Genomic DNA, 18,714 nt, shown 5'->3' with positions numbered 1-18,714 from the left:
TGGCAGGCAAAATGACCGGCAATAATGCCGAAAAAAATCTGCCAGCACCATGACGGTGTTTTTACGTTTCATCGGGGGAAAGGAATGTTGTATGAGAAGGGCTGGGCAAAGGCCTGGCTGGGGTTGGGTTTTGTCTGGTTTCTGGCGGCGGTGGCATTGGCGCCAACCAACAAGTTGTACCAGCAGGGCATGATCCTGTTCCTGTGGCTGCCGACCTTGGGGTTGGCATGGTCCGCCAGGCACGTATTCCTTCAGGCCTGGCGCCGGCAGCCAGCCTTGTGGATCGCAACCGCCGTATTGCTGGCCTGGAGCGCCGTGACCCTGATGTGGTCTAGTGCAGAAGACGGTCTGCGTGAAGGCAAACGGTTATTATACATCCTGTTGTTCCTCATGGCTTTTCCGCTCATGGCCCAAATGGGTATCGCGCGTTGCTGGCGACTGTTGCAACTGGGTGGTGGGCTGCTGGCCATAGCTGCCTTGATATCGATCGTGCGCTTCTATGGTATGTCTGGCCAGTCGTGGGTGGAGCGCCTGGCCGGTATAGGCGAGATCTCCCATCCGATTCTGGGTGCCTACGTCATTGCCGCCGCCATCCTGTGGATTCTGTATGCCTGCCCGCGTCATCGTGGCCTGCAACTGGCCTGGACGCTCGCGCTGGCGTGTCTGGGAGCGTTCGTGATTCTGAGCCAGAGCCGCGGCGCGGCATTTGCGTTGGTCGTGACGGTCATACTGGGTGTTTTATGGCACCGTGATCGTGCAAGTGGGCTGTTCGCGCTCCTTGCCGCCTTGGCCACGGGGGCGGCGTTTTACCAGATGTACGACCTGATCATGGCGCGAGGTTCGTCCTACCGACCAGAGATTTTCATGTCCGCCGTACACATGATCGGTGAGCATCCCCTTACTGGACTGGGGTTGGGGGCCTACTATCGAGTGGAGGCGCTCGGAGAGATGTTCGAGCACACGCACAACATGTTCACCCATGTCGCCGTGGAGCTTGGCTTGCCAGGGATGCTGCTGTGGGTGGCAATCTGGCTTTTCACTCTGGGCGAGATCGTACGAGCCCGCCATACGGTATTCGGCAAGGCGCTGCTTGGCCTCTGGGTGTTTTCCACCCTGGCCATGCAATTCGATGCCGCCAGCCTGACCGCCACGCCACGGGCCGAATGGTTCATCAGCTGGCTGCCAGTAGGCCTGGCAATGTTGTTGCCGTGGGCAGATGACCAGAAACGACGCTGTGGTAAAATCGCCGGTTCAATCTGAACAGCGAGCTCGATGATGGCCGAAACACCGCTACCGGTGGAGAACACCTCCAGCCTGAAGATCTACTTCAGGCTGCTGAGGTACGTGAAACCCTACATCGGCATCTTCCTGCTGAGTATCGTCGGGTTTGTGATCTTCGCTTCGACCCAGCCGATGCTGGCCGGGATCCTCAAGTACTTCGTCGACGGCCTGAGCAATCCCCAGGCCGTCCTGTTCCCCAACGTGGCCTACCTGCGCGACCTGCAACTGCTGCAGGCCGTGCCGCTGCTGATCATCCTGATCGCAGCCTGGCAGGGCCTGGGGTCGTTCCTAGGCAACTACTTCCTGGCCAAGGTATCGCTTTGCCTGGTGCACGACCTGCGCGTGGAGCTGTTCAACAAGCTGCTGGTACTGCCCAACCGCTATTTCGACAACCACAACTCCGGCCACCTGATTTCGCGCATCACCTTCAACGTGACGATGGTCACCGGCGCTGCGACCGACGCGATCAAGGTGGTGATCCGTGAAGGCCTGACGGTGGTCTTCCTGTTCGCCTACCTGCTGTGGATGAACTGGCAACTCACGCTGGTCATGGTCGCAATCCTGCCGGTGATCGCCGTGATGGTGAGCACTGCCAGCAAAAAATTCCGCAAGCAGAGCAAGAAGATCCAGGTGGCCATGGGTGACGTCACCCATGTTGCCTCCGAGACCATCCAGGGCTATCGGGTGGTGCGCAGTTTCGGCGGCGAACGTTACGAGGAGCAGCGCTTCAGCGCCGCCAGCCAGGGCAACACCGACAAGCAGTTGCGCATGACCAAGACCGGCGCGCTCTACACGCCGCTGCTGCAACTGGTGATTTACAGCGCCATGGCTGCGCTGATGTTCCTGGTCCTGTTCCTGCGTGGGGACGCATCGGCTGGCGACCTGGTTGCCTACATCACGGCCGCGGGGCTGCTGCCCAAGCCGATCCGTCAGCTTTCGGAGGTCAGTTCGACCATCCAGAAAGGCCTGGCCGGTGCCGAGAGCATCTTCGAGCAATTGGATGAAGCCCCTGAGGTGGATACCGGTACCGTTGAGAAGGCGCGTGTGCAGGGCCGTCTGGAAGTGCGCAATCTGAGCTTCACCTACCCAGGTACCGAGCGTCAGGTGCTCAGCGACATTAGCTTCACTGCCGAACCTGGCCAGATGATTGCCCTGGTCGGTCGTTCCGGCAGCGGCAAGTCGACCCTCGCTGCGCTTATTCCGCGTTTCTATCACCACAGCGAAGGGCAGATTCTGCTCGATGGCGTGGAAATCGAGGAGTATCGCCTGCGCAACCTGCGTCGACATGTATCCCAGGTCACCCAGCATGTCACGCTGTTCAATGACACCGTGGCCAACAACATCGCCTATGGCGACCTGGCTGGTGCACCGCGTGCCGATATCGAGGCCGCGGCCGCCGATGCCTATGCCAAGGAGTTCGTCGACCAGTTGCCGAAAGGTTTCGACACTGAGGTCGGCGAGAACGGTGTGCTCCTGTCAGGCGGTCAGCGTCAGCGCCTGGCGATAGCCCGTGCACTGCTGAAGAATGCGCCGTTGCTGATTCTGGATGAAGCGACCTCGGCGCTGGATACCGAGTCCGAACGGCATATCCAGGCAGCCCTGGACCATGTCATGCAGGGGCGCACGACACTGGTGATCGCCCACCGGTTGTCGACCATCGAGAAGGCCGACATGATCCTGGTGATGGAGCAGGGGCGTCTGGTGGAGCGTGGTACTCATGCCGAGCTGCTTGAGGCCAATGGCTACTATGCCCGTCTGCATGCCATGGGCCTGGATGCGCCGGAAAACGTCGATATCACCTAAATCCAAGCATCGGGGCCGGCACGGCCCCGATTGTCACTGCAGTTGTCCACAGCGAAGGTGGCGGTAAAGCCATCCACGACCCTGTGCTAATATCCTGCCCCTGTTCACTTTTCCAAAAATGGGTTGCCCATGAAGTTGTCCATGCCGCGTTTCGATCAAGCCCCGGTACTGGTGGTCGGCGATGTCATGCTTGACCGCTACTGGCATGGCGGTACTTCGCGTATTTCGCCTGAAGCGCCGGTGCCGGTGGTCAAGGTCGATCAGATCGAGGATCGCCCCGGCGGCGCGGCCAACGTGGCCTTGAACATCGCTGCCCTCGGCGCGCCCGCTTCTCTGGTCGGCGTCACCGGCCAGGACGAGGCTGCCGACAGCCTTGCCAACAGCCTGCATGCCGCCGGTGTGCGCTCGATCTTCCAGCGCATCGCCCACCAGCCGACCATCGTCAAGCTGCGGGTGATGAGCCGTCACCAGCAACTGCTGCGCATCGACTTTGAAGAGCCGTTCGCTACCGACCCGCTGTCGCTGGGCGCGGAGGTCGATGCCCTGCTTGAAGGCGTCAAGGTGCTGGTGCTGTCCGACTACGGCAAGGGCGCGCTGCAGAACCATCAGGCGCTGATCCAGGCCGCGCGCGGCAAGGGCATTCCGGTACTGGCCGACCCCAAGGGCAAGGATTTCTCGATCTACCGCGGTGCCAGCCTGATCACCCCGAACCTCAGCGAGTTCGAGACCATCGTTGGCCGTTGCGCCGATGAATCCGAGCTGGTCGGCAAAGGCCTGAAGCTGCTCGACGAATTGGATCTGGGCGCGCTGCTGGTGACCCGTGGCGAGCATGGCATGACCCTGCTGCGCACCGGCCACCCGGCCCTGCACCTGCCGGCCCGTGCCCGTGAGGTGTTCGATGTCACCGGTGCCGGCGATACGGTGATTTCCACCCTCGCCGCCGCCATTGCCGCGGGTGAAGACCTGCCGCATGCCGTCGCCCTGGCCAACCTGGCCGCCGGCATCGTGGTCGGCAAGTTGGGTACCGCCGCCATCAGCGCGCCTGAGCTGCGTCGCGCCATCCAGCGTGAAGAGGGCTCGGAGCGGGGCGTGCTGGGCCTGGAGCAGCTGCTGCTGGCCATCGACGATGCCCGTGCGCACAACGAGAAGATCGTCTTCACCAACGGCTGCTTCGATATCCTCCACGCCGGTCACGTGACCTACCTGGAACAGGCACGCGCCCAGGGCGACCGGCTGATCGTCGCCATCAACGACGATGCCTCGGTCAGCCGCTTGAAGGGCCCGGGCCGGCCGATCAACAGCGTTGACCGACGTATGGCCGTGCTGGCGGGCCTCGGTGCGGTGGATTGGGTCATCAGCTTCCCCGAGGACACGCCGGAGAACCTGCTGCGCCAGGTCAAGCCAGATGTGCTGGTCAAGGGCGGTGACTACGGTATCGACCAAGTGGTCGGCGCCGATATCGTCAAGGCCTACGGCGGCACGGTGAAGGTGCTGGGCCTGGTGGAAAACAGCTCGACCACGGCGATCGTCGAGAAGATCCGCAAGCACTGATAGGCTGCAAGTCGCGGGGTAAACCCGCTCCCACGAAACGCTGGGAGCGGGCTTGCCCCGTGTTCATTTATGCAGCGAGGTCCGCGCCCGGGCCAGCAGTTCCCGAGCCTTGTCCCCGAACCGTTCCAGGTGCGACACCGGCGCGGGCTTGCTTTCGACCAGCCCCTGCTGCTTCAGCCAATCCTTCCAGCGCACCCGCTCATCCCGCACCACCCAGCCATCCTGACGGGCGAAGCTCTCTGCCAGCCACAGTCCGCGCGTGCCCGCGGGTGTCAGTTGGTCCTTCTTCAAGGTGTACAGCTCGGCCACGGGCTGGCCGTCCTTGAGCGGCATCAGGTAGAGATCCGGCCGCTTGCGATTGAGCCTGGCCACCAGTTGATCGCCCTCCAGGCGCTCGTCGACATGAAACAGGCTCAGCGATTTGGCCTCCTTGGGCACTTGCAGGCGCAAGTCGTAGATCAGCTGCAACGACGCCGTGGGCAGATGAACATAGGCGCGTGGCCGCTCCAGCAACATCAGGTTGGCGCAATGCACCGGGCGGGCAGCGCCCGACTCGGGCGACAGCACGAACGGCAGCGCCTCACGGTAGTGCAGGGCAGCGGCATAGGGCGCTGGCAGCCAGGTGTCGTTGAAGCGTCCGCCCAGCCAGCCTTCGGGGGTTTCCAGCAGACATTCCTCGGCCACTTCCTGGATCGCTGTGTGCAGCGGCAGGTTCAGCTCGTGGGCCGGGACGTAGCCGGAAATCAGTTTGAGCACTACATCGCCACGGTCCTGTCGGCGCTGGCGGACCAGCACCCAGTAGTCGCGGCCCTGCCAGTGCAGGGTCAGTCGCACCGACACGCCGAGGTTGGCCAGTTCTGCCACGAAGTGTTCGGGGTCGGCGACCTGGATGGCCTTGCGCCGCTGCAGGGTCTGGGCGAAATTCAGCGGCATGCCGATACTCTGGTAGGTCAGGCCTTCGGGCGTGGCCTCGACGTGCAGCGGCAGGGTCTTGAAGTTGCTCGGATTCTTGCGGATCAGCGTACGCGGCACGAGGCTCCTCCTTGCGTTGGGCCCCCGCCTGGACGGCTCAGGGCCGGCCCAGGATGCGGGCGACGGTGGCCACGTTATGGGCCAGGTGCACCGGGTTGATGGTGCCGACGATGGCACTGCTCACGCCCGGGTGGGCGAACAGCAGCTCGAAACTGGCCTGCACCGGATCGACCCCGGGCGCCAGGCAGATATGCCCGCTGGCCAGGGCTTTCTTCACCAGGATGGCCTTGCCGTGCTCGGCAGCGTAGTCCAGCACGGGCCGCTCCGCCTGCTCGTTGAGGTTGTAGGTGACCATGGCGCAATCTCCTTGCTCCAACGCCTTCAGGCCGCCGGCGACGGTCTTGCCAGACAAACCATAGCCCAGGATCTTGCCTTCCTGCTTGAGTGCGGCGAGGGCTTCGTACACGCCCTCTCGCTCGAGGATCGCCAGGTCGTTGCCGTCGGAATGCACCAGCACCAGCTCGATGCGGTCGGTTTCCAGGCGCTGGAGGCTGCGTTCGACCGAGCGGCGGGTGTGGGCGGCGCTGAAATCGAAGTGCGACTGGCCGGCCTCGAACTCTTCGCCGACCTTGCTGACGATCACCCAGTGGTCACGCTGGCCGCGCAGCAATGGGCCAAGGCGTTCCTCGCTGCGGCCGTAGGCCGGTGCGGTGTCGATCAGGTTGATGCCCAGTTCGCGGGCCTGGGCGAGCAGCAGGCGGGCGGTTTCGTCATCAGGGATGGTGAAGCCGTTGGGGTACTTCACGCCCTGGTCGCGGCCAAGCTTGACCGTGCCCAGGCCCAGCGGCGACACCCGCAGGCCGGTGCTGCCCAGGGGGCGGTGATGATCGTGCAGGGTCGGCAGGCTCATGGCAGCAGTTGCTCCCAGGCAGGCAGCGCCAGCGGTGGGCGAGGCAGGTTGGCGAGGTCCGGCTGGTTCTTCGGGTGGATGCCGTCACGTTCAAAGCTGGCCAGCACACGATCAGCGAAGTCCGGCGCCAAGGCCAGCTTGGTCGGCCAGCCGACCAGCAGGCGCTGCTGGTCGGCGAGGAAGGCGTTGTCCGGGCGTACCAGGCCCGATTGCGCCGGCTCGGCGCGGTCGACGCGCAGGGTGGCCCAGCGCACCTGGGCCTGGTCGATCCAGGGCAGCAGGCTGGCGACTTCCTTTTGCGCCGCGGCGATCTGCGCGGCGGGCTCGCGGGCCACGCCGTCGGCCTCGGCAATGTCGCCACCCAGGTACCACACCCACTGGCCGTCGGCGGCCGGGTGGGTGGTCACGGTGATGCGCGGCTTGGGCCCGCCGCCCAGGCAGTGGGCGTACAGCGGCTTGAGGTTGGGACCCTTGGCCAGGACCATGTGCAGCGGCCGGCGCTGCATGGCCGGTTGGCTCAGCCCCAGGGCGTGCAGCAGTGCTTCGGTGCCGCCACCGGCGCTGAGGACGATACGTTGGGCGCGGATCTCGCGGCCGTCGACCACCAGCCCGGCCAGGTCACCGCCGTCGCGCAGCGGCTCGACGCGCTCGCCGGCCAGCAGGCTGTCGCCCGCCAGCTGCGCCAGGTTGGCCAGCAGGCTGGGCACGTCGATGACCAGTTCGGCCAGGCGATAGACCTTGCCCTTGAACGCTCGGTCCTGCAGGGCCGGCGGCAGTTGCTCGCCCTTGACCTGGTCGACCCGGCCACGCACGGCCTTGCTGGCGAAGAAACTGGTGAGGTTGCCGGCCAGGGTGCCGGGGGACCACAGGTAATGGGCATCGGAAAGCAGGCGGGTAGCGGACAGGTCCAGCTCGCCGTTGCCGGCCAGCGCTTCGCGCCAGCGCCTCGGCATGTCGGCGATGGCCTCGGAGGCGCCGCTGAGGGCGCCGTGCAGGGCGTATTTGGTGCCGCCGTGGATGATGCCTTGCGACTTGATGGTCTGCTCGCCACCCAGGCTGGCGCGCTCCACCAGCACCGTCGAATAGCCCAGGCGGCGCAGCCGGGCATTGAGCCAGAGGCCTGCGACCCCGGCGCCGACGATCAGCACGTCAGTGGTAATGGCGGATGGCATGCGGGCACCTCGAAAACTGGGACAGGTGCGCAGTATACAGTTCACATGGGAACAGTGTTCCCCGTGGATCAATGCCCGGCGGTATTGGAGAACACCTGGATCACCACTACCCCGCCGACGATCATGGCCATGCCCAGCATCGCCGGCACATCCAGTTTCTGTCCGTAGATCAGCAACGCCGCGATGCTGATCAGCACGATGCCCAGCCCCGACCAGATCGCATAGGCGATGCCCACCGGAATGCTGCGCACCACCAGGGTCAGCATCCAGAACGCCACGCCGTAACCGCAGACCATCAGCAGCAACGGCAGCGGCGTGTTCAGCCCCTTGACCGCTTTCATGGAGGCGGTGGCGATGACTTCGGCGCAGATGGCGATGGCGAGATAGGTGTAGGCGTTCATGGTGCGGGTCCTCCGTTGCTGGATGGCATTCTAGGGAATCCCTGGATGCGGTAAAGTCATTACCTATCTACTTTGGAGATAGGTTGGTCATGACAGAATACTGGAGCCTCGAGCAACTGCGCCTGTTCGTGCGGGCCGCCGAGTTGCGTTCGTTTTCCGCCGTGGCCCGCGAACAGCGCAAGGCCCAGTCGGCGATCAGCAGCGCCATCGCCTTGCTCGAGACGGACCTGGGTGTAACCCTGTTCGAGCGCAGCAGCGGCCGGCTGCCGCGCCTGACCGAAAGCGGCGCCGCGTTGCTGGAGGACGCCCGCGAGCTGTTGCGTCAGTGCGAGCGCCTGGATGGTCGGGCACAGGCCTTGATGCGCGGGCAGGAGGCGTTGTTGCGGGTGGCCCAGGACGAGGCCATGCCCTACCAGCCGGTGATCGACAGCCTCGACGAGTTGGCGGCGCACTACCCCTACCTGGAAGTGCAGCTGGCCAGCGGTGCCCAGGGCGATGTGGCGCGCAAGCTGGTGGAGCGGCGTGCCGACCTGGGGTTGTTCTTCCACCATGAAAGCATTCCCGCCTCGTTGGAGCGGCGCGCCCTGGGCAGCGTCGAGATGGTCACGGTGTGTGCCATCGACCACCCGCTGGCACACTTGGCCAAGGTCAGCCGCCAGCAACTGGCCCGTCATCGCCAGTTGCTGATCACCCCGCAGCAGAGTGGCTACCCTGGCGGCGAGGCGATCAGCCCGCAGGTCTGGCGCGCCGACAGTTTCTACGCCATGGCCGAGTTGCTGATGCGCGGTCTGGGCTGGGCCTGGCTGCCTCGGCATGTGGTGCAGTACCCCACCTACCAGACGCAGATGGTCGAGCTGGACAGCGAGTGGCGCCCGCCAGCGCTGGTAGCGGAGCTGGCCTGGCGGCGCGACGAACCGTTGGGCCCGGCCGCGCAGTGGCTGGCCGAGCGCTTCGCCGTGCACCTGAGGGCGATTGGCTGACAGGCCTTTTCGCGCGGTTCCTAGTAAACTCCGCCGCCATGAACAGAACCCTCTATACCTTGCTGTTTCACCTGGGCCTGCCGCTGGTCGCGCTGCGCCTGTTTCTGCGCGGGCGCAAGGCGCCGGCGTACCGTGCGCGGATCGCCGAGCGTTTCGCCTGCCAGCTGCCGGCGATGCGCCAGGGCGGCATCTGGGTGCATGCGGTCTCGGTGGGCGAGAGCATCGCCGCCGCGCCAATGGTCCGGGCCCTGCTCAAGCAGTACCCGGACCTGCCGATCACGCTTACCTGCATGACCCCGACCGGCTCCGAGCGCATCCGCGCGATGTTCGAGGGTGAGCCACGGGTGCAACACTGCTACCTGCCTTATGATCTGCCGTGGGCGGCCGGGCGGTTCCTCGACCATGTGCGCCCGCGCCTGGGCATCATCATGGAAACCGAGCTGTGGCCGAACCATATCCACCAGTGCGCCAGGCGCGGCATTCCGGTGGCGCTGGCCAATGCCCGGCTGTCCGAGCGCTCCGCCCGTGGCTATGCCCGCTTCGCCGGCCTGACCCGGCCGATGCTCGAGGAGATGAGCCTGATCGCCGTGCAGACCGAAACCGAGGCCGAGCGTTTCCGTACGCTCGGTGCGCGCGACGAATGCGTGCAGGTGACCGGTTCGATCAAGTTCGACCTCAAGGTCGACGATCAATTGCCGCCACGGGCCAGCGCATTGCGTGAACAGTGGGCTGCCCGGCAACGTCCGGTATGGATCGCTGCCAGTACCCATGATGGCGAAGACGCGTTGATTCTCGAGGCTCATCGTGAGCTGCTGAAGGTCCACAGCGATGCGTTGCTGATCCTGGTGCCGCGCCATCCCGAGCGTTTCGCGGCGGTGCATGAACTGTGCGCCGGCCAGTTCACCACAGTGCGCCGCTCGAATGGCGACACGGTCACGGCGCAGACCCAGGTGCTGCTGGGCGACACCATGGGCGAGCTGCTGTTCCTCTATGCCCTGGCCGATATCGCCTTCGTCGGTGGCAGCCTGGTGGCCACCGGCGGTCACAACCCGCTGGAGCCGGCGGCGCTGGCGCTGCCGGTGCTCATGGGGCCGCATGTGTTCAACTTCCTCGAGATCAGCGCGATGCTGCGCGAGGCGGGGGCGTTGCAGCAGGTGGATGACGCCGAAGGGCTGGCCGGGGCGGTGCGTCGGTTGGTCGAGCTGCCACAGGATGCGCGGCGCATGGGCGAGGCGGGCAGGGCGGTGATGCAGGCCAACCAAGGGGCGTTGCAGCGGTTGCTGGATGGGCTGGCTGCGCTAATCCGCTGATCTGTGAGGCGATGCGGTCCCTGTAGGAGCCGCCTTGTGTCGCCAAAGGGGGGCGAAGCGGCCCCGGGATCTGCGCATTACTGCTAGATTGCCGGGGCCGCGGTGCGGCCCTATCGCAACACAAGGCCGCTCCTACAGCGACCGCGAGCTCCCTTGGCTCAAGGCCGGCGTTCGAAGTTCTTCGCCGCCGCCGCCGCCAGGTCCGGTGGCAGGAAATCCTTGTCCGGGTTGTAGTCGGCCTTCAGGTACCGCCCCAGGTCCTGTAGGTCCTGGGGGCTCAGGGTGCCGGCGGCCTGCTTCAGGCGCAGGTTGTCGAGAATGTAGTCATAGCGGCTGTTGTTGTAGTCGCGCACCGAGGTGTACAGCTGACGTTGCGCGTCGAGCACGTCGACGATGTTGCGGGTGCCGACCTGGTAGCCGATCTCGGTGGCTTCCAGCGCGCTCTGGTTGGAGATGATCGACTGCTTGCGCGCCTGCACCTGCTCCACGTCGGTATTCACCGCGCGGTGCAGGTTGCGGGTGTTCTCCACCACCTGGCGACGCAGGCTTTCGCGTTGCTGCTCGCTCTGGGTCAGGCGCGCATAGGCCTCGCGTACCTGAGAACTGGTCAGGCCGCCGCTGTAGATCGGGATGTTCAACTGCAGGCCGACGCTGGTCTGCTCGACATCGCCACCGTAGCGCACCCCGTTCTGCGAGGGGTTGGTGAAACCGAGGTTGTCGTTGTCGCCCTTCTGATACTTGGCCACCGCGTCGAGGGTCGGCGCATGGCCGGCCTTGCGCTGGCGCACGGTCTCTTCGGCGGCCGCCACGGCGTGGTTGGTCGCCAGCAGGTTGAGGTTCTGCCGTCCGGCGGTCTCGACCCAGGCCTTGGCGTCGTTGGGCGTGGGCACCTGCACCGGCAGGGTGTGGACTACGCCCTGGATTGCCGTGTACTGGCGGTTGGTCAGGGTGATCAGGGCCTCGAAGGCATCCTGCACCTGGCGCTCGGCAATGATCCGGTTGGCCCGGGCGGTGTCGTAGCTGGCCTGGGACTGCAGCACGTCGGTCTTGTCCGAGAGGCCGACGTCGAAGCGCTCGTTGGATTGGTCGAGCTGACGCTTGAAGGCCGCTTCTTCGGCCTTGGTCGAGGCCAGGTTGTCCTGGGCGCGCAGCACCGCGAAGTAGTTCTCGGCGCTCTGCAGGATCAGGTTCTGCTCGGTGGCCGACAGTTCCAGGGCGGCCTGTTCGTTGACCGATTCGGCGGCTTGCAGCTGGAACCAGCGGTCGGCGCGGAAGATCGGCTGCGCCAGGGTGGCGCTCCAGGCGTTGCCGCTGCGGTTGGAGGTGACCGACGGTTCGTCGAGCTTGGTGCGGGTGTTCATCATCTCGGCGCCGGCCGAAAGGTTCGGCAGCAATCCGGCGCGGGCCTGGGGCACCACTTCACGGCGGGCACCGTAGTCGGCGCGGGCGGCGGCCAGGTCGGCGTTATTGTCGACCGCTTCCTGGTAGACGCTGACCAGGTCGGTCTTCACCGTCGTGGGCGTATCCACTGCCCAGGCCACTCCGTGGGACGCACAAGACACGGCAATTGCCAGTGAGAGTTTGCGCAGCATAGGGCAATCCTTGATCAAATTTTATTTACTGTACTGTCGGGTATCGGGCGATGCGCCAGTGTAGTGCCGCGCGCCGTCATCAACAATCCGCCACTTGTGCCATTTATCACCCCCGGATTTACCCGCTTGGCTTTGCCGGCCACTCCAGTCTAGACTGCGCATGTTCTTGTCGGGGTGCCTTGAAGCAAAGGCTGAGATCGCAGAGGTGCGGATCCCGTTGAACCTGATCAGGTTAGCGCCTGCGTAGGGAACAAGATTGCTCTCACATCCCGGGAGCCTCTTGTGCCAGGTCCGGGATCGTCACGGCTGCTTGCAGTCCACGGCACCCCATGTCCGGCACTGCACCCGTCAACACGGGTGCGTCCACGCCTTTCAGGTTCACCCCGACATTCCACCGCCTGGAAGCTGTCTGGAGAGCCTGTGATGAGCAAACAAGAAAAAACAATCAGTCTGAGCGAGTCGGCCCAAGTCGACCAACAGTCCGTGCAACCCCTGCCCAATTCGCGCAAGGTGTATGTCGAAGGTTCGCGCCCCGACATCCGCGTGCCCATGCGCGAGATCAGCCTGCACGACACCCCCACCGACTTCGGCGGCGAGAAAAACGCCCCGGTGCTGGTGTATGACACGTCCGGCCCGTACACCGACCCCAATGTCATCATCGACGTGCGCAAGGGCCTGGGCGATGTGCGCTCGGCCTGGATCGACGCCCGTGGCGACACCGAGCGCCTCGATGGCCTGAGCTCGAACTTCGGCCAGCAGCGCCTGAACGACGCGGAGCTTGCCAAGCTGCGCTTCGCCCATGTGCGCAACCCGCGCCGCGCCAAGGCCGGCGCCAACGTCACACAGATGCACTACGCGCGCCAGGGCATCATCACCGCCGAGATGGAATACGTCGCCATCCGCGAGAACATGAAGCTGCAGGAAGCCCGCGCCGCCGGCCTGCTGGACCAGCAGCACGCCGGCCACAGCTTCGGCGCCAGCATCCCGAAGGAAATCACCCCCGAGTTCGTCCGCGAAGAGATCGCCCGCGGCCGCGCGATCATTCCGGCCAACATCAACCACACCGAACTGGAGCCGATGATCATCGGCCGCAACTTCCTGGTGAAGATCAACGGCAACATTGGCAACAGCGCCCTGGGTTCTTCGATCGAGGAAGAAGTGGCCAAGCTGACCTGGGGCATCCGCTGGGGTTCGGACACGGTCATGGACCTGTCCACCGGCAAGCACATTCACGAGACCCGTGAGTGGATCATCCGCAACTCGCCGGTGCCGATCGGTACCGTGCCGATCTACCAGGCCCTGGAGAAGGTCAACGGCGTGGCCGAGGACCTGACCTGGGAGCTGTTCCGCGACACCCTGATCGAACAGGCCGAGCAGGGCGTGGACTACTTCACCATCCATGCCGGCGTCCTGCTGCGCTATGTGCCGCTGACCGCCAAGCGCGTTACCGGCATCGTCAGCCGCGGCGGCTCGATCATGGCCAAGTGGTGCCTGGCGCACCATAAAGAGAACTTCCTGTACACGCACTTCGACGAGATCTGCGAGATCATGAAGGCCTACGACGTCAGCTTCTCGCTGGGTGACGGCCTGCGCCCGGGCTCGATCGCCGATGCCAACGACGCCGCTCAGTTCGGTGAACTGGAAACCCTCGGCGAGCTGACCAAGATCGCCTGGAAGCACGACGTGCAGTGCATGATCGAGGGCCCGGGCCACGTGCCGATGCAGTTGATCAAGGAGAACATGGACAAGCAGCTCGAGTGCTGCGACGAGGCGCCGTTCTACACCCTCGGCCCGCTGACCACCGACATCGCCCCGGGCTACGACCACATCACCTCGGGGATAGGCGCGGCGATGATCGGCTGGTTCGGTTGCGCCATGCTCTGCTACGTCACGCCCAAGGAGCATCTGGGCCTACCGAACAAGGATGACGTGAAGACCGGCATCATCACCTACAAGATCGCCGCCCATGCCGCGGACCTTGCCAAGGGCCACCCGGGCGCGCAGATTCGTGACAACGCGTTGTCCAAGGCGCGCTTCGAATTCCGCTGGGAAGACCAGTTCAACCTGGGCCTGGACCCGGACACCGCGCGCTCGTTCCACGACGAGACGTTGCCCAAGGAGTCGGCCAAGGTCGCGCACTTCTGCTCGATGTGCGGGCCGAAGTTCTGCTCGATGAAGATTACCCAGGAAGTGCGTGAGTATGCGGCCAAGATCGAGACCGTGGATGTGACGGTCGAGCAGGGCATGCGTGAGCAGGCCGAGCGGTTCCGCCAGGAAGGCAGCCAGTTGTACCAGAAGGTGTAAGTAGACCTTGGGGGCCGCATCGCGGCCCTTTCGCGACGCAAGGCCGCTCCCACAGGTCCTGTATATGGCTCACGTCATACGCGGAGCCTGTGGGAGCGGCCTTGTGTCGCGATACGAGGACGCAGTCCTCGCCAGCAACAACTCCAATACTCCGGCGAGCCCCCATGACAACACTCAGTCACTTCTCCCCCGACCATTGCGTCCCCACCCACCACCGGCAGTTCGGCGCCCGCGACCTGTTTGCGCTGTGGTTCTCCCTCGGCATCGGCCTGATGGTCCTGCAGGTCGGCGCCCTGCTTGCCCCGGGCCTGGGATTGGCCGGCTCGATCCTGGCGATCACGCTTGGCACGGCGGTGGGTGTGCTATTGCTCGCGGCGGCCGGCGTGATCGGCAGCGACACCGGCCTCTCGGCGATGGGCAGCCTGCGCCTGACCCTGGGTCGCCACGGCGCGCGCCTGCCGGCCTTGCTGAACCTCCTGCAACTGGTGGGCTGGGGCTCGTTCGAGATCATCGTCATGCGCGACGCCGCCAGCCTGCTGGGTGCCCGCGCCTTTGGCGAGGGCAGCGGCTGGAGCAGCCCGTTGCCGTGGACCCTGTGCTTCGGCGCCCTGGCCACCCTGCTGGCGGTCTGCGGGCCGCTGGCGTTCGTGCGCAAGGTCCTGCGCAAATGGGGCATCTGGCTGCTGCTGGGCGCTTGCAGCTGGCTGACCTGGAACCTGTTCGCCAAGGCCGACCTGGCCGAGTTGTGGCAGCGCCCGGGGGATGGTTCGCTGTCCCTGGCCCTGGGCTTCGACATCGTCATCGCCATGCCGCTGTCGTGGCTGCCGCTGATCGCCGACTATTCACGCTTCGGCCAGCGCGCCAGCCGAGTATTCGGCGGTACGGCGCTGGGCTTTTTCATCGGCAATGCCTGGCTGATGAGCCTGGGCGTGGCCTATACCCTGGCCTTCGCGCCGAGCGGTGAAGTGAATGCGTTGCTGCTGGCGCTGGCCGGCGCCGGGCTGGGCATTCCGCTGCTGCTGATCCTGCTGGACGAGTCGGAAAACGCCTTTGCCGACATTCACTCCGCAGCGGTTTCCACCGGGCTGTTGATCAAGCTCAAGGTCGAGCACCTGGCCTTGGCCATCGGCGTGTTGTGCACGCTGATCGCCCTGCTGGCACCGCTGGCCCAGTACCAGAACTTTCTGCTGCTGATCGGCTCGGTGTTCGCGCCGCTGTTCGGCGTGGTGCTGGTGGATCACTTCGTGGTCCGTCGCCGTCGCCTGCCGGTGCTGGTCGAGGGCTGGCACGGGCGGGCGCTGCTGGCCTGGGCAGTGGGGGTAGCGGCCTATCACCTGCTGGCCAGCCAGGCGCCGGAGCTTGGGGCGACCCTGCCGGCACTGCTGCTGGCAGGGGGGCTGCATCTGCTGCTATCGCTCAGCCGCGGCCGGGAAACAGCTCGGGCCTGATCACGCCGTTGAGGCGCGGGTAGGGGATCTTCAGTTCGACGTGGCCCATGGAGTACGGGGCGATGGCGTAGACCTCGTACTTGATCACCACCGCGCCGTAGGTCAGGGCGATGTGCGGCGACTGCTTGAACGGCCAGGTCTTGACGAACTCGGGATCCTTGTCCATGCCGGTGCTGATCAGCCAGGCGCGGTGGGACTCCTCGGCGGTCTTCCAGAAGGTCGCTTCCTGGCCGGGCACCAGCATGTCGTCCAGGGTCAGCACCTTGTCCAGCTTTCGCGAGTAGTTGATGAAGCCGCGCCCGGGCATGCCATGGGCGCCGCCGCTGTCCAGGTAGCTGGACAGCTCGACGATCACCAGCCCGTCATGCTGCTCGCGTACCTTGGCCTGCAGGTAGCTGCTGTTGCGCTTGTCGGCGCGGGCCAGGTACTGCTGTTCATAGGCTTGCAACGAGGCCGGCGGGGTGCCGCGCTGGTTGTCCTCGGTGAGCATCAGCAGGCGTTTCTCGACGAGGGCGTCGAGCTTGGGCAGGGCGGGGAAGTGCACCACGTCGATGTTGACCAGTGGGCAGTCGCTCTCGCTGCAGCCGGGCTTGACGTGTTCCCAAGCCTCGCGCTTGACCTCGAGCGGAGCGCGGTAATTGGGCGTGAACAGGCTCTGGCAGGCGCCGAGCGCCAGTGCCAGGACGGCCACGGAAGTCAGTTTGACAAGCGTCATGTTGCCTCTTTCACAACGGTGATGATCGGCCTTGGACCGCCTGCGCGGCCTTCAGTTCGCCACTAAGCTAACAGAGAGCGGCGCGCCTGTCCCGGCTGCCTGAACGGTCGCCAGAAAGGGGTGAAACCGGGCGGCGCGCAGAGTAGGATTGCGCGATGCGGTAACCGAGGTATCAAGGAGTTTGCATGACGGACACGTTGAATACAGTGCCCACCCAGGTCGAAATCACCCGGCGTGAGCAGTTGTTCAAGGGCTTCTATAAGCTCGACAAGCTGCACCTTCGCCACGAATTGTTCGCCGGCGGCATGAGTCGCGAGTTCACCCGCGAGTTGTTCGTGCGCCATGACGCCGTCTGTGTGCTGCCCTACGATCCGCAGCGCGACGAAGTGGTGCTGATCGAGCAGTTTCGAGTCGGCGCCGTGGGCAAGATCGATAATCCCTGGCTGATCGAGATGGTCGCCGGCCTGATCGACAAGGACGAGCAGCCGGAAGAGGTCGCTCATCGTGAAGCCGATGAAGAAGCTGGCCTGACCTTCAGCGCGCTGTGGCCGATGACCTGCTACTTCCCCTCGCCAGGCGGCAGCGACGAGTACGTCCACCTGTTCCTGGGCCGTTGCATCAGTGAAGGTGCCGGCGGCCTGCATGGCCTGGAGGAGGAGAGCGAGGATATCCGTGTTCGCGTGTGGGCGTTCGAGGACGCCCTGCAGGCGGTGCGCGACGGGCGTATCTGCAACGCCGCCACGATCATCGGCCTGCAATGGCTGGCACTCAACCGTGATGAAGTTCGAGGTATGTGGAAGTGAACCTGCTGCGTGAGCGCTATCGGGTCGACCTGGTCGGGCTGCAGTCGGCCTGCGAGGCCAACTATGCCCGCCTGATGCGTCTGCTGCCGGACATGCGCACCACGCAGAGCTCGCGGCGCATCGGCATGACCCAGGGCGACCAGATGCTCGGCGTGCTGGTGCTTGAAGTGCTGCTGGCCTGTCCCTATACCACGACCCTCAAGGTGCGCCAGGAGCACAGTCTGCCCTGGCTGCCGGTGCCCGAACTGGAAGTGCAGGTCTACCATGACGCGCGCATGGCCGAGGTGGTCAGCGCCGAGCATGCCCGCCGCCTGCGCAGCATCTACCCGTACCCCAACACGGCGATGCACCAGCCGGACGAGAAAGCCCAGCTCAATCTGTTTCTCGGCGAATGGTTGAGCCACTGCCTGGCCTGCGGCCACGAACTGGAAGCGGTGCGCTGAAATTGTGATGCGCGTCGGTTTCGAGTACTTGCTCGAAACCGATCCGCCGCCATAATCGGTGCTGAATCCGTTCGAGGAGACGGCCGTTGCCGCAACCACACCCACTTTCGTCACCCGTCCATGTGGTGCAACTGACCGATGCCCACCTGTTCGCCGACCCGGCGGGCACTTTGCTGGGCCTGAATACCCGCGCGAGCCTCGGGCATGTGATCGACCAGGTGCGTCGCGAGCAGCCGCGTATCGACCTGCTGCTGTGCACGGGCGACCTGTCGCAGGACGCCAGCGCCGCCTCCTACCAGGCCTTCAGCGAGCTGACCTCGAAGTTGGAGGCGCCAGCGCGTTGGCTGCCGGGTAACCATGACGAGGCCCAGGTAATGCAGGCCGTGGCGCCGGAGCTGGTGCAGGCGGTGACGGACATTGGTCAATGGCGCATTGTCATGCTCGATTCGGCAGTGGTCGGTGCCACCTTCGGCGTGTTGGCGGACGACCAGTTGGCCGTGCTGGATCAGGCGCTGAACAGTGCGGGCGAACGCCATTGCCTGGTGTGCTGCCATCACCAGCCGGTGGATATCGGTTGTGCGTGGATTGCGCCGATCGGGTTGCGAAACGCCGATGAACTGTTGCAGCGCCTGCGCGGTTATCCACAGGTGAGGGCGCTGCTGTGGGGGCATATCCATCAGGAATGGGACGAGGTGCGCGACGGCGTTCGTTTCCTTGCCACGCCTTCAACCTGCATCCAGTTCGCGCCGCGTAGCGAGGAATTCAAGGTGAGCGAGGAGCAGCCGGGCTATCGCTGGCTGCGGCTGCACGCCGACGGACGGTTGGAGACCGGGGTGGAGCGGGCGCGCGATTTCGAGGTGAAACTGGATTTCGACAGCCCGGGCTACTGAGTCGGGGGACCGCTTTGCGGTCCTTTCGCGACACAAGGCCGCTCCCACAGAGATCGTGCCCCCGGCTGTTTGAAGAATTTGCTGCGAAAATCCCCACGCTGCGCCAATGCCCTTTGAACACGCTACACTGCGCGTCTTT

Annotated in this window: 16 protein-coding genes and 1 riboswitch; of the genes, 10 read left to right on the top strand and 6 right to left on the bottom strand. The window is 64.9% G+C overall.

Translation table 11 applies throughout. From position 1 onward, the window contains the following. Nucleotides 1-84 precede the first annotated feature (84 nt). The 3 genes from AC25ND_RS15525 (at nt 85) to hldE (ending at nt 4,635) form a co-directional block, all read left to right on the top strand. Complete coding sequence (locus tag AC25ND_RS15525) at nt 85-1,260, top strand: O-antigen ligase family protein (RefSeq protein ID WP_069016043.1); 1,176 nt, start codon at nt 85-87, stop codon at nt 1,258-1,260. Nucleotides 1,261-1,275: 15 nt separating this feature from the next. Beyond that, nucleotides 1,276-3,084: a lipid A export permease/ATP-binding protein MsbA gene (gene msbA, locus AC25ND_RS15520; RefSeq protein ID WP_028688296.1), complete on the top strand. Its 1,809-nt coding sequence runs from the start codon at nt 1,276-1,278 to the stop codon at nt 3,082-3,084. A 129-nt stretch (nt 3,085-3,213) separates the two neighbouring features. Next, a complete protein-coding gene (gene hldE, locus AC25ND_RS15515; protein ID WP_028688295.1) occupies nt 3,214-4,635 on the top strand; it encodes a bifunctional D-glycero-beta-D-manno-heptose-7-phosphate kinase/D-glycero-beta-D-manno-heptose 1-phosphate adenylyltransferase HldE in 1,422 nt (473 codons plus the stop codon). Nucleotides 4,636-4,698: 63 nt separating this feature from the next. On the opposite strand, the gene AC25ND_RS15510 is transcribed toward hldE, so the two are convergent. From AC25ND_RS15510 to AC25ND_RS15495, 4 genes are all read right to left on the bottom strand, one after another. Then, nucleotides 4,699-5,667, bottom strand: a complete 969-nt coding sequence (locus tag AC25ND_RS15510; protein ID WP_028688294.1) for a hypothetical protein — start codon at nt 5,665-5,667, stop codon at nt 4,699-4,701. Between the two features lie 37 nt (nt 5,668-5,704). Beyond that, nucleotides 5,705-6,517, bottom strand: coding sequence for an aldo/keto reductase (locus AC25ND_RS15505; protein ID WP_186596473.1), 813 nt, complete (start codon nt 6,515-6,517; stop codon nt 5,705-5,707). After that, complete coding sequence (locus tag AC25ND_RS15500) at nt 6,514-7,689, bottom strand: NAD(P)/FAD-dependent oxidoreductase (protein WP_186596470.1); 1,176 nt, start codon at nt 7,687-7,689, stop codon at nt 6,514-6,516. Before AC25ND_RS15500 ends, AC25ND_RS15505 begins: the two co-directional genes overlap by 4 nt. Before the next feature lie 68 nt (nt 7,690-7,757). Continuing rightward, nucleotides 7,758-8,090, bottom strand: a complete 333-nt coding sequence (locus AC25ND_RS15495) for a DMT family transporter (protein ID WP_028688291.1) — start codon at nt 8,088-8,090, stop codon at nt 7,758-7,760. 89 nt (nt 8,091-8,179) lie between these two features. Between AC25ND_RS15495 and AC25ND_RS15490 the strand changes: the two genes are divergently transcribed. Next, complete coding sequence (locus AC25ND_RS15490) at nt 8,180-9,070, top strand: LysR family transcriptional regulator (protein ID WP_028688290.1); 891 nt, start codon at nt 8,180-8,182, stop codon at nt 9,068-9,070. A 38-nt stretch (nt 9,071-9,108) separates the two neighbouring features. Next, nucleotides 9,109-10,380, top strand: a complete 1,272-nt coding sequence (waaA, locus tag AC25ND_RS15485) for a lipid IV(A) 3-deoxy-D-manno-octulosonic acid transferase (protein WP_062360171.1) — start codon at nt 9,109-9,111, stop codon at nt 10,378-10,380. A 158-nt stretch (nt 10,381-10,538) separates the two neighbouring features. On the opposite strand, the gene AC25ND_RS15480 is transcribed toward waaA, so the two are convergent. Then, nucleotides 10,539-11,972 carry a TolC family outer membrane protein gene (locus AC25ND_RS15480; RefSeq protein WP_028688288.1) on the bottom strand — a complete coding sequence of 478 codons (1,434 nt, stop codon included), beginning with the start codon at nt 11,970-11,972 and terminating at the stop codon, nt 10,539-10,541. A 160-nt stretch (nt 11,973-12,132) separates the two neighbouring features. Next, nucleotides 12,133-12,239, top strand: a riboswitch (TPP riboswitch). 156 nt (nt 12,240-12,395) lie between these two features. Between AC25ND_RS15480 and thiC the strand changes: the two genes are divergently transcribed. Both thiC and cytX read left to right on the top strand, forming a co-directional pair. Further along, nucleotides 12,396-14,276 carry a phosphomethylpyrimidine synthase ThiC gene (gene thiC, locus AC25ND_RS15475; protein ID WP_062360170.1) on the top strand — a complete coding sequence of 627 codons (1,881 nt, stop codon included), beginning with the start codon at nt 12,396-12,398 and terminating at the stop codon, nt 14,274-14,276. A 164-nt stretch (nt 14,277-14,440) separates the two neighbouring features. Further along, complete coding sequence (gene cytX / locus AC25ND_RS15470) at nt 14,441-15,724, top strand: putative hydroxymethylpyrimidine transporter CytX (RefSeq protein ID WP_186596468.1); 1,284 nt, start codon at nt 14,441-14,443, stop codon at nt 15,722-15,724. On the opposite strand, the gene AC25ND_RS15465 is transcribed toward cytX, so the two are convergent. Continuing rightward, the gene (locus tag AC25ND_RS15465) at nt 15,693-16,439 is read right to left on the bottom strand and encodes an RsiV family protein (RefSeq protein ID WP_028688285.1); all 747 of its coding nucleotides are present in this window, start codon (nt 16,437-16,439) and stop codon (nt 15,693-15,695) included. The two genes, cytX and AC25ND_RS15465, sit on opposite strands and share 32 nt — an antisense overlap. Before the next feature lie 185 nt (nt 16,440-16,624). Here AC25ND_RS15465 and AC25ND_RS15460 point away from each other — a divergent pair, with 185 nt between their 5' ends. From AC25ND_RS15460 to cpdA, 3 genes are all read left to right on the top strand, one after another. Beyond that, on the top strand, nt 16,625-17,242 hold the full coding sequence (locus AC25ND_RS15460) for an NUDIX domain-containing protein (RefSeq protein WP_028688284.1): 618 nt from the start codon (nt 16,625-16,627) through the stop codon (nt 17,240-17,242). Beyond that, nucleotides 17,233-17,685, top strand: coding sequence for a DUF1249 domain-containing protein (locus tag AC25ND_RS15455; protein ID WP_023630808.1), 453 nt, complete (start codon nt 17,233-17,235; stop codon nt 17,683-17,685). Before AC25ND_RS15460 ends, AC25ND_RS15455 begins: the two co-directional genes overlap by 10 nt. Nucleotides 17,686-17,771: 86 nt before the next feature. After that, nucleotides 17,772-18,575 (top strand): 3',5'-cyclic-AMP phosphodiesterase, encoded by an 804-nt coding sequence (cpdA, locus tag AC25ND_RS15450; RefSeq protein ID WP_028688283.1) that lies wholly within the window; start codon nt 17,772-17,774, stop codon nt 18,573-18,575. Nucleotides 18,576-18,714 lie beyond the last annotated feature (139 nt).

It is taken from the genome of Pseudomonas sp. P110(2024) (assembly GCF_057480795.1).
This window is presented reverse-complemented; position numbering and strand designations above follow the sequence as displayed.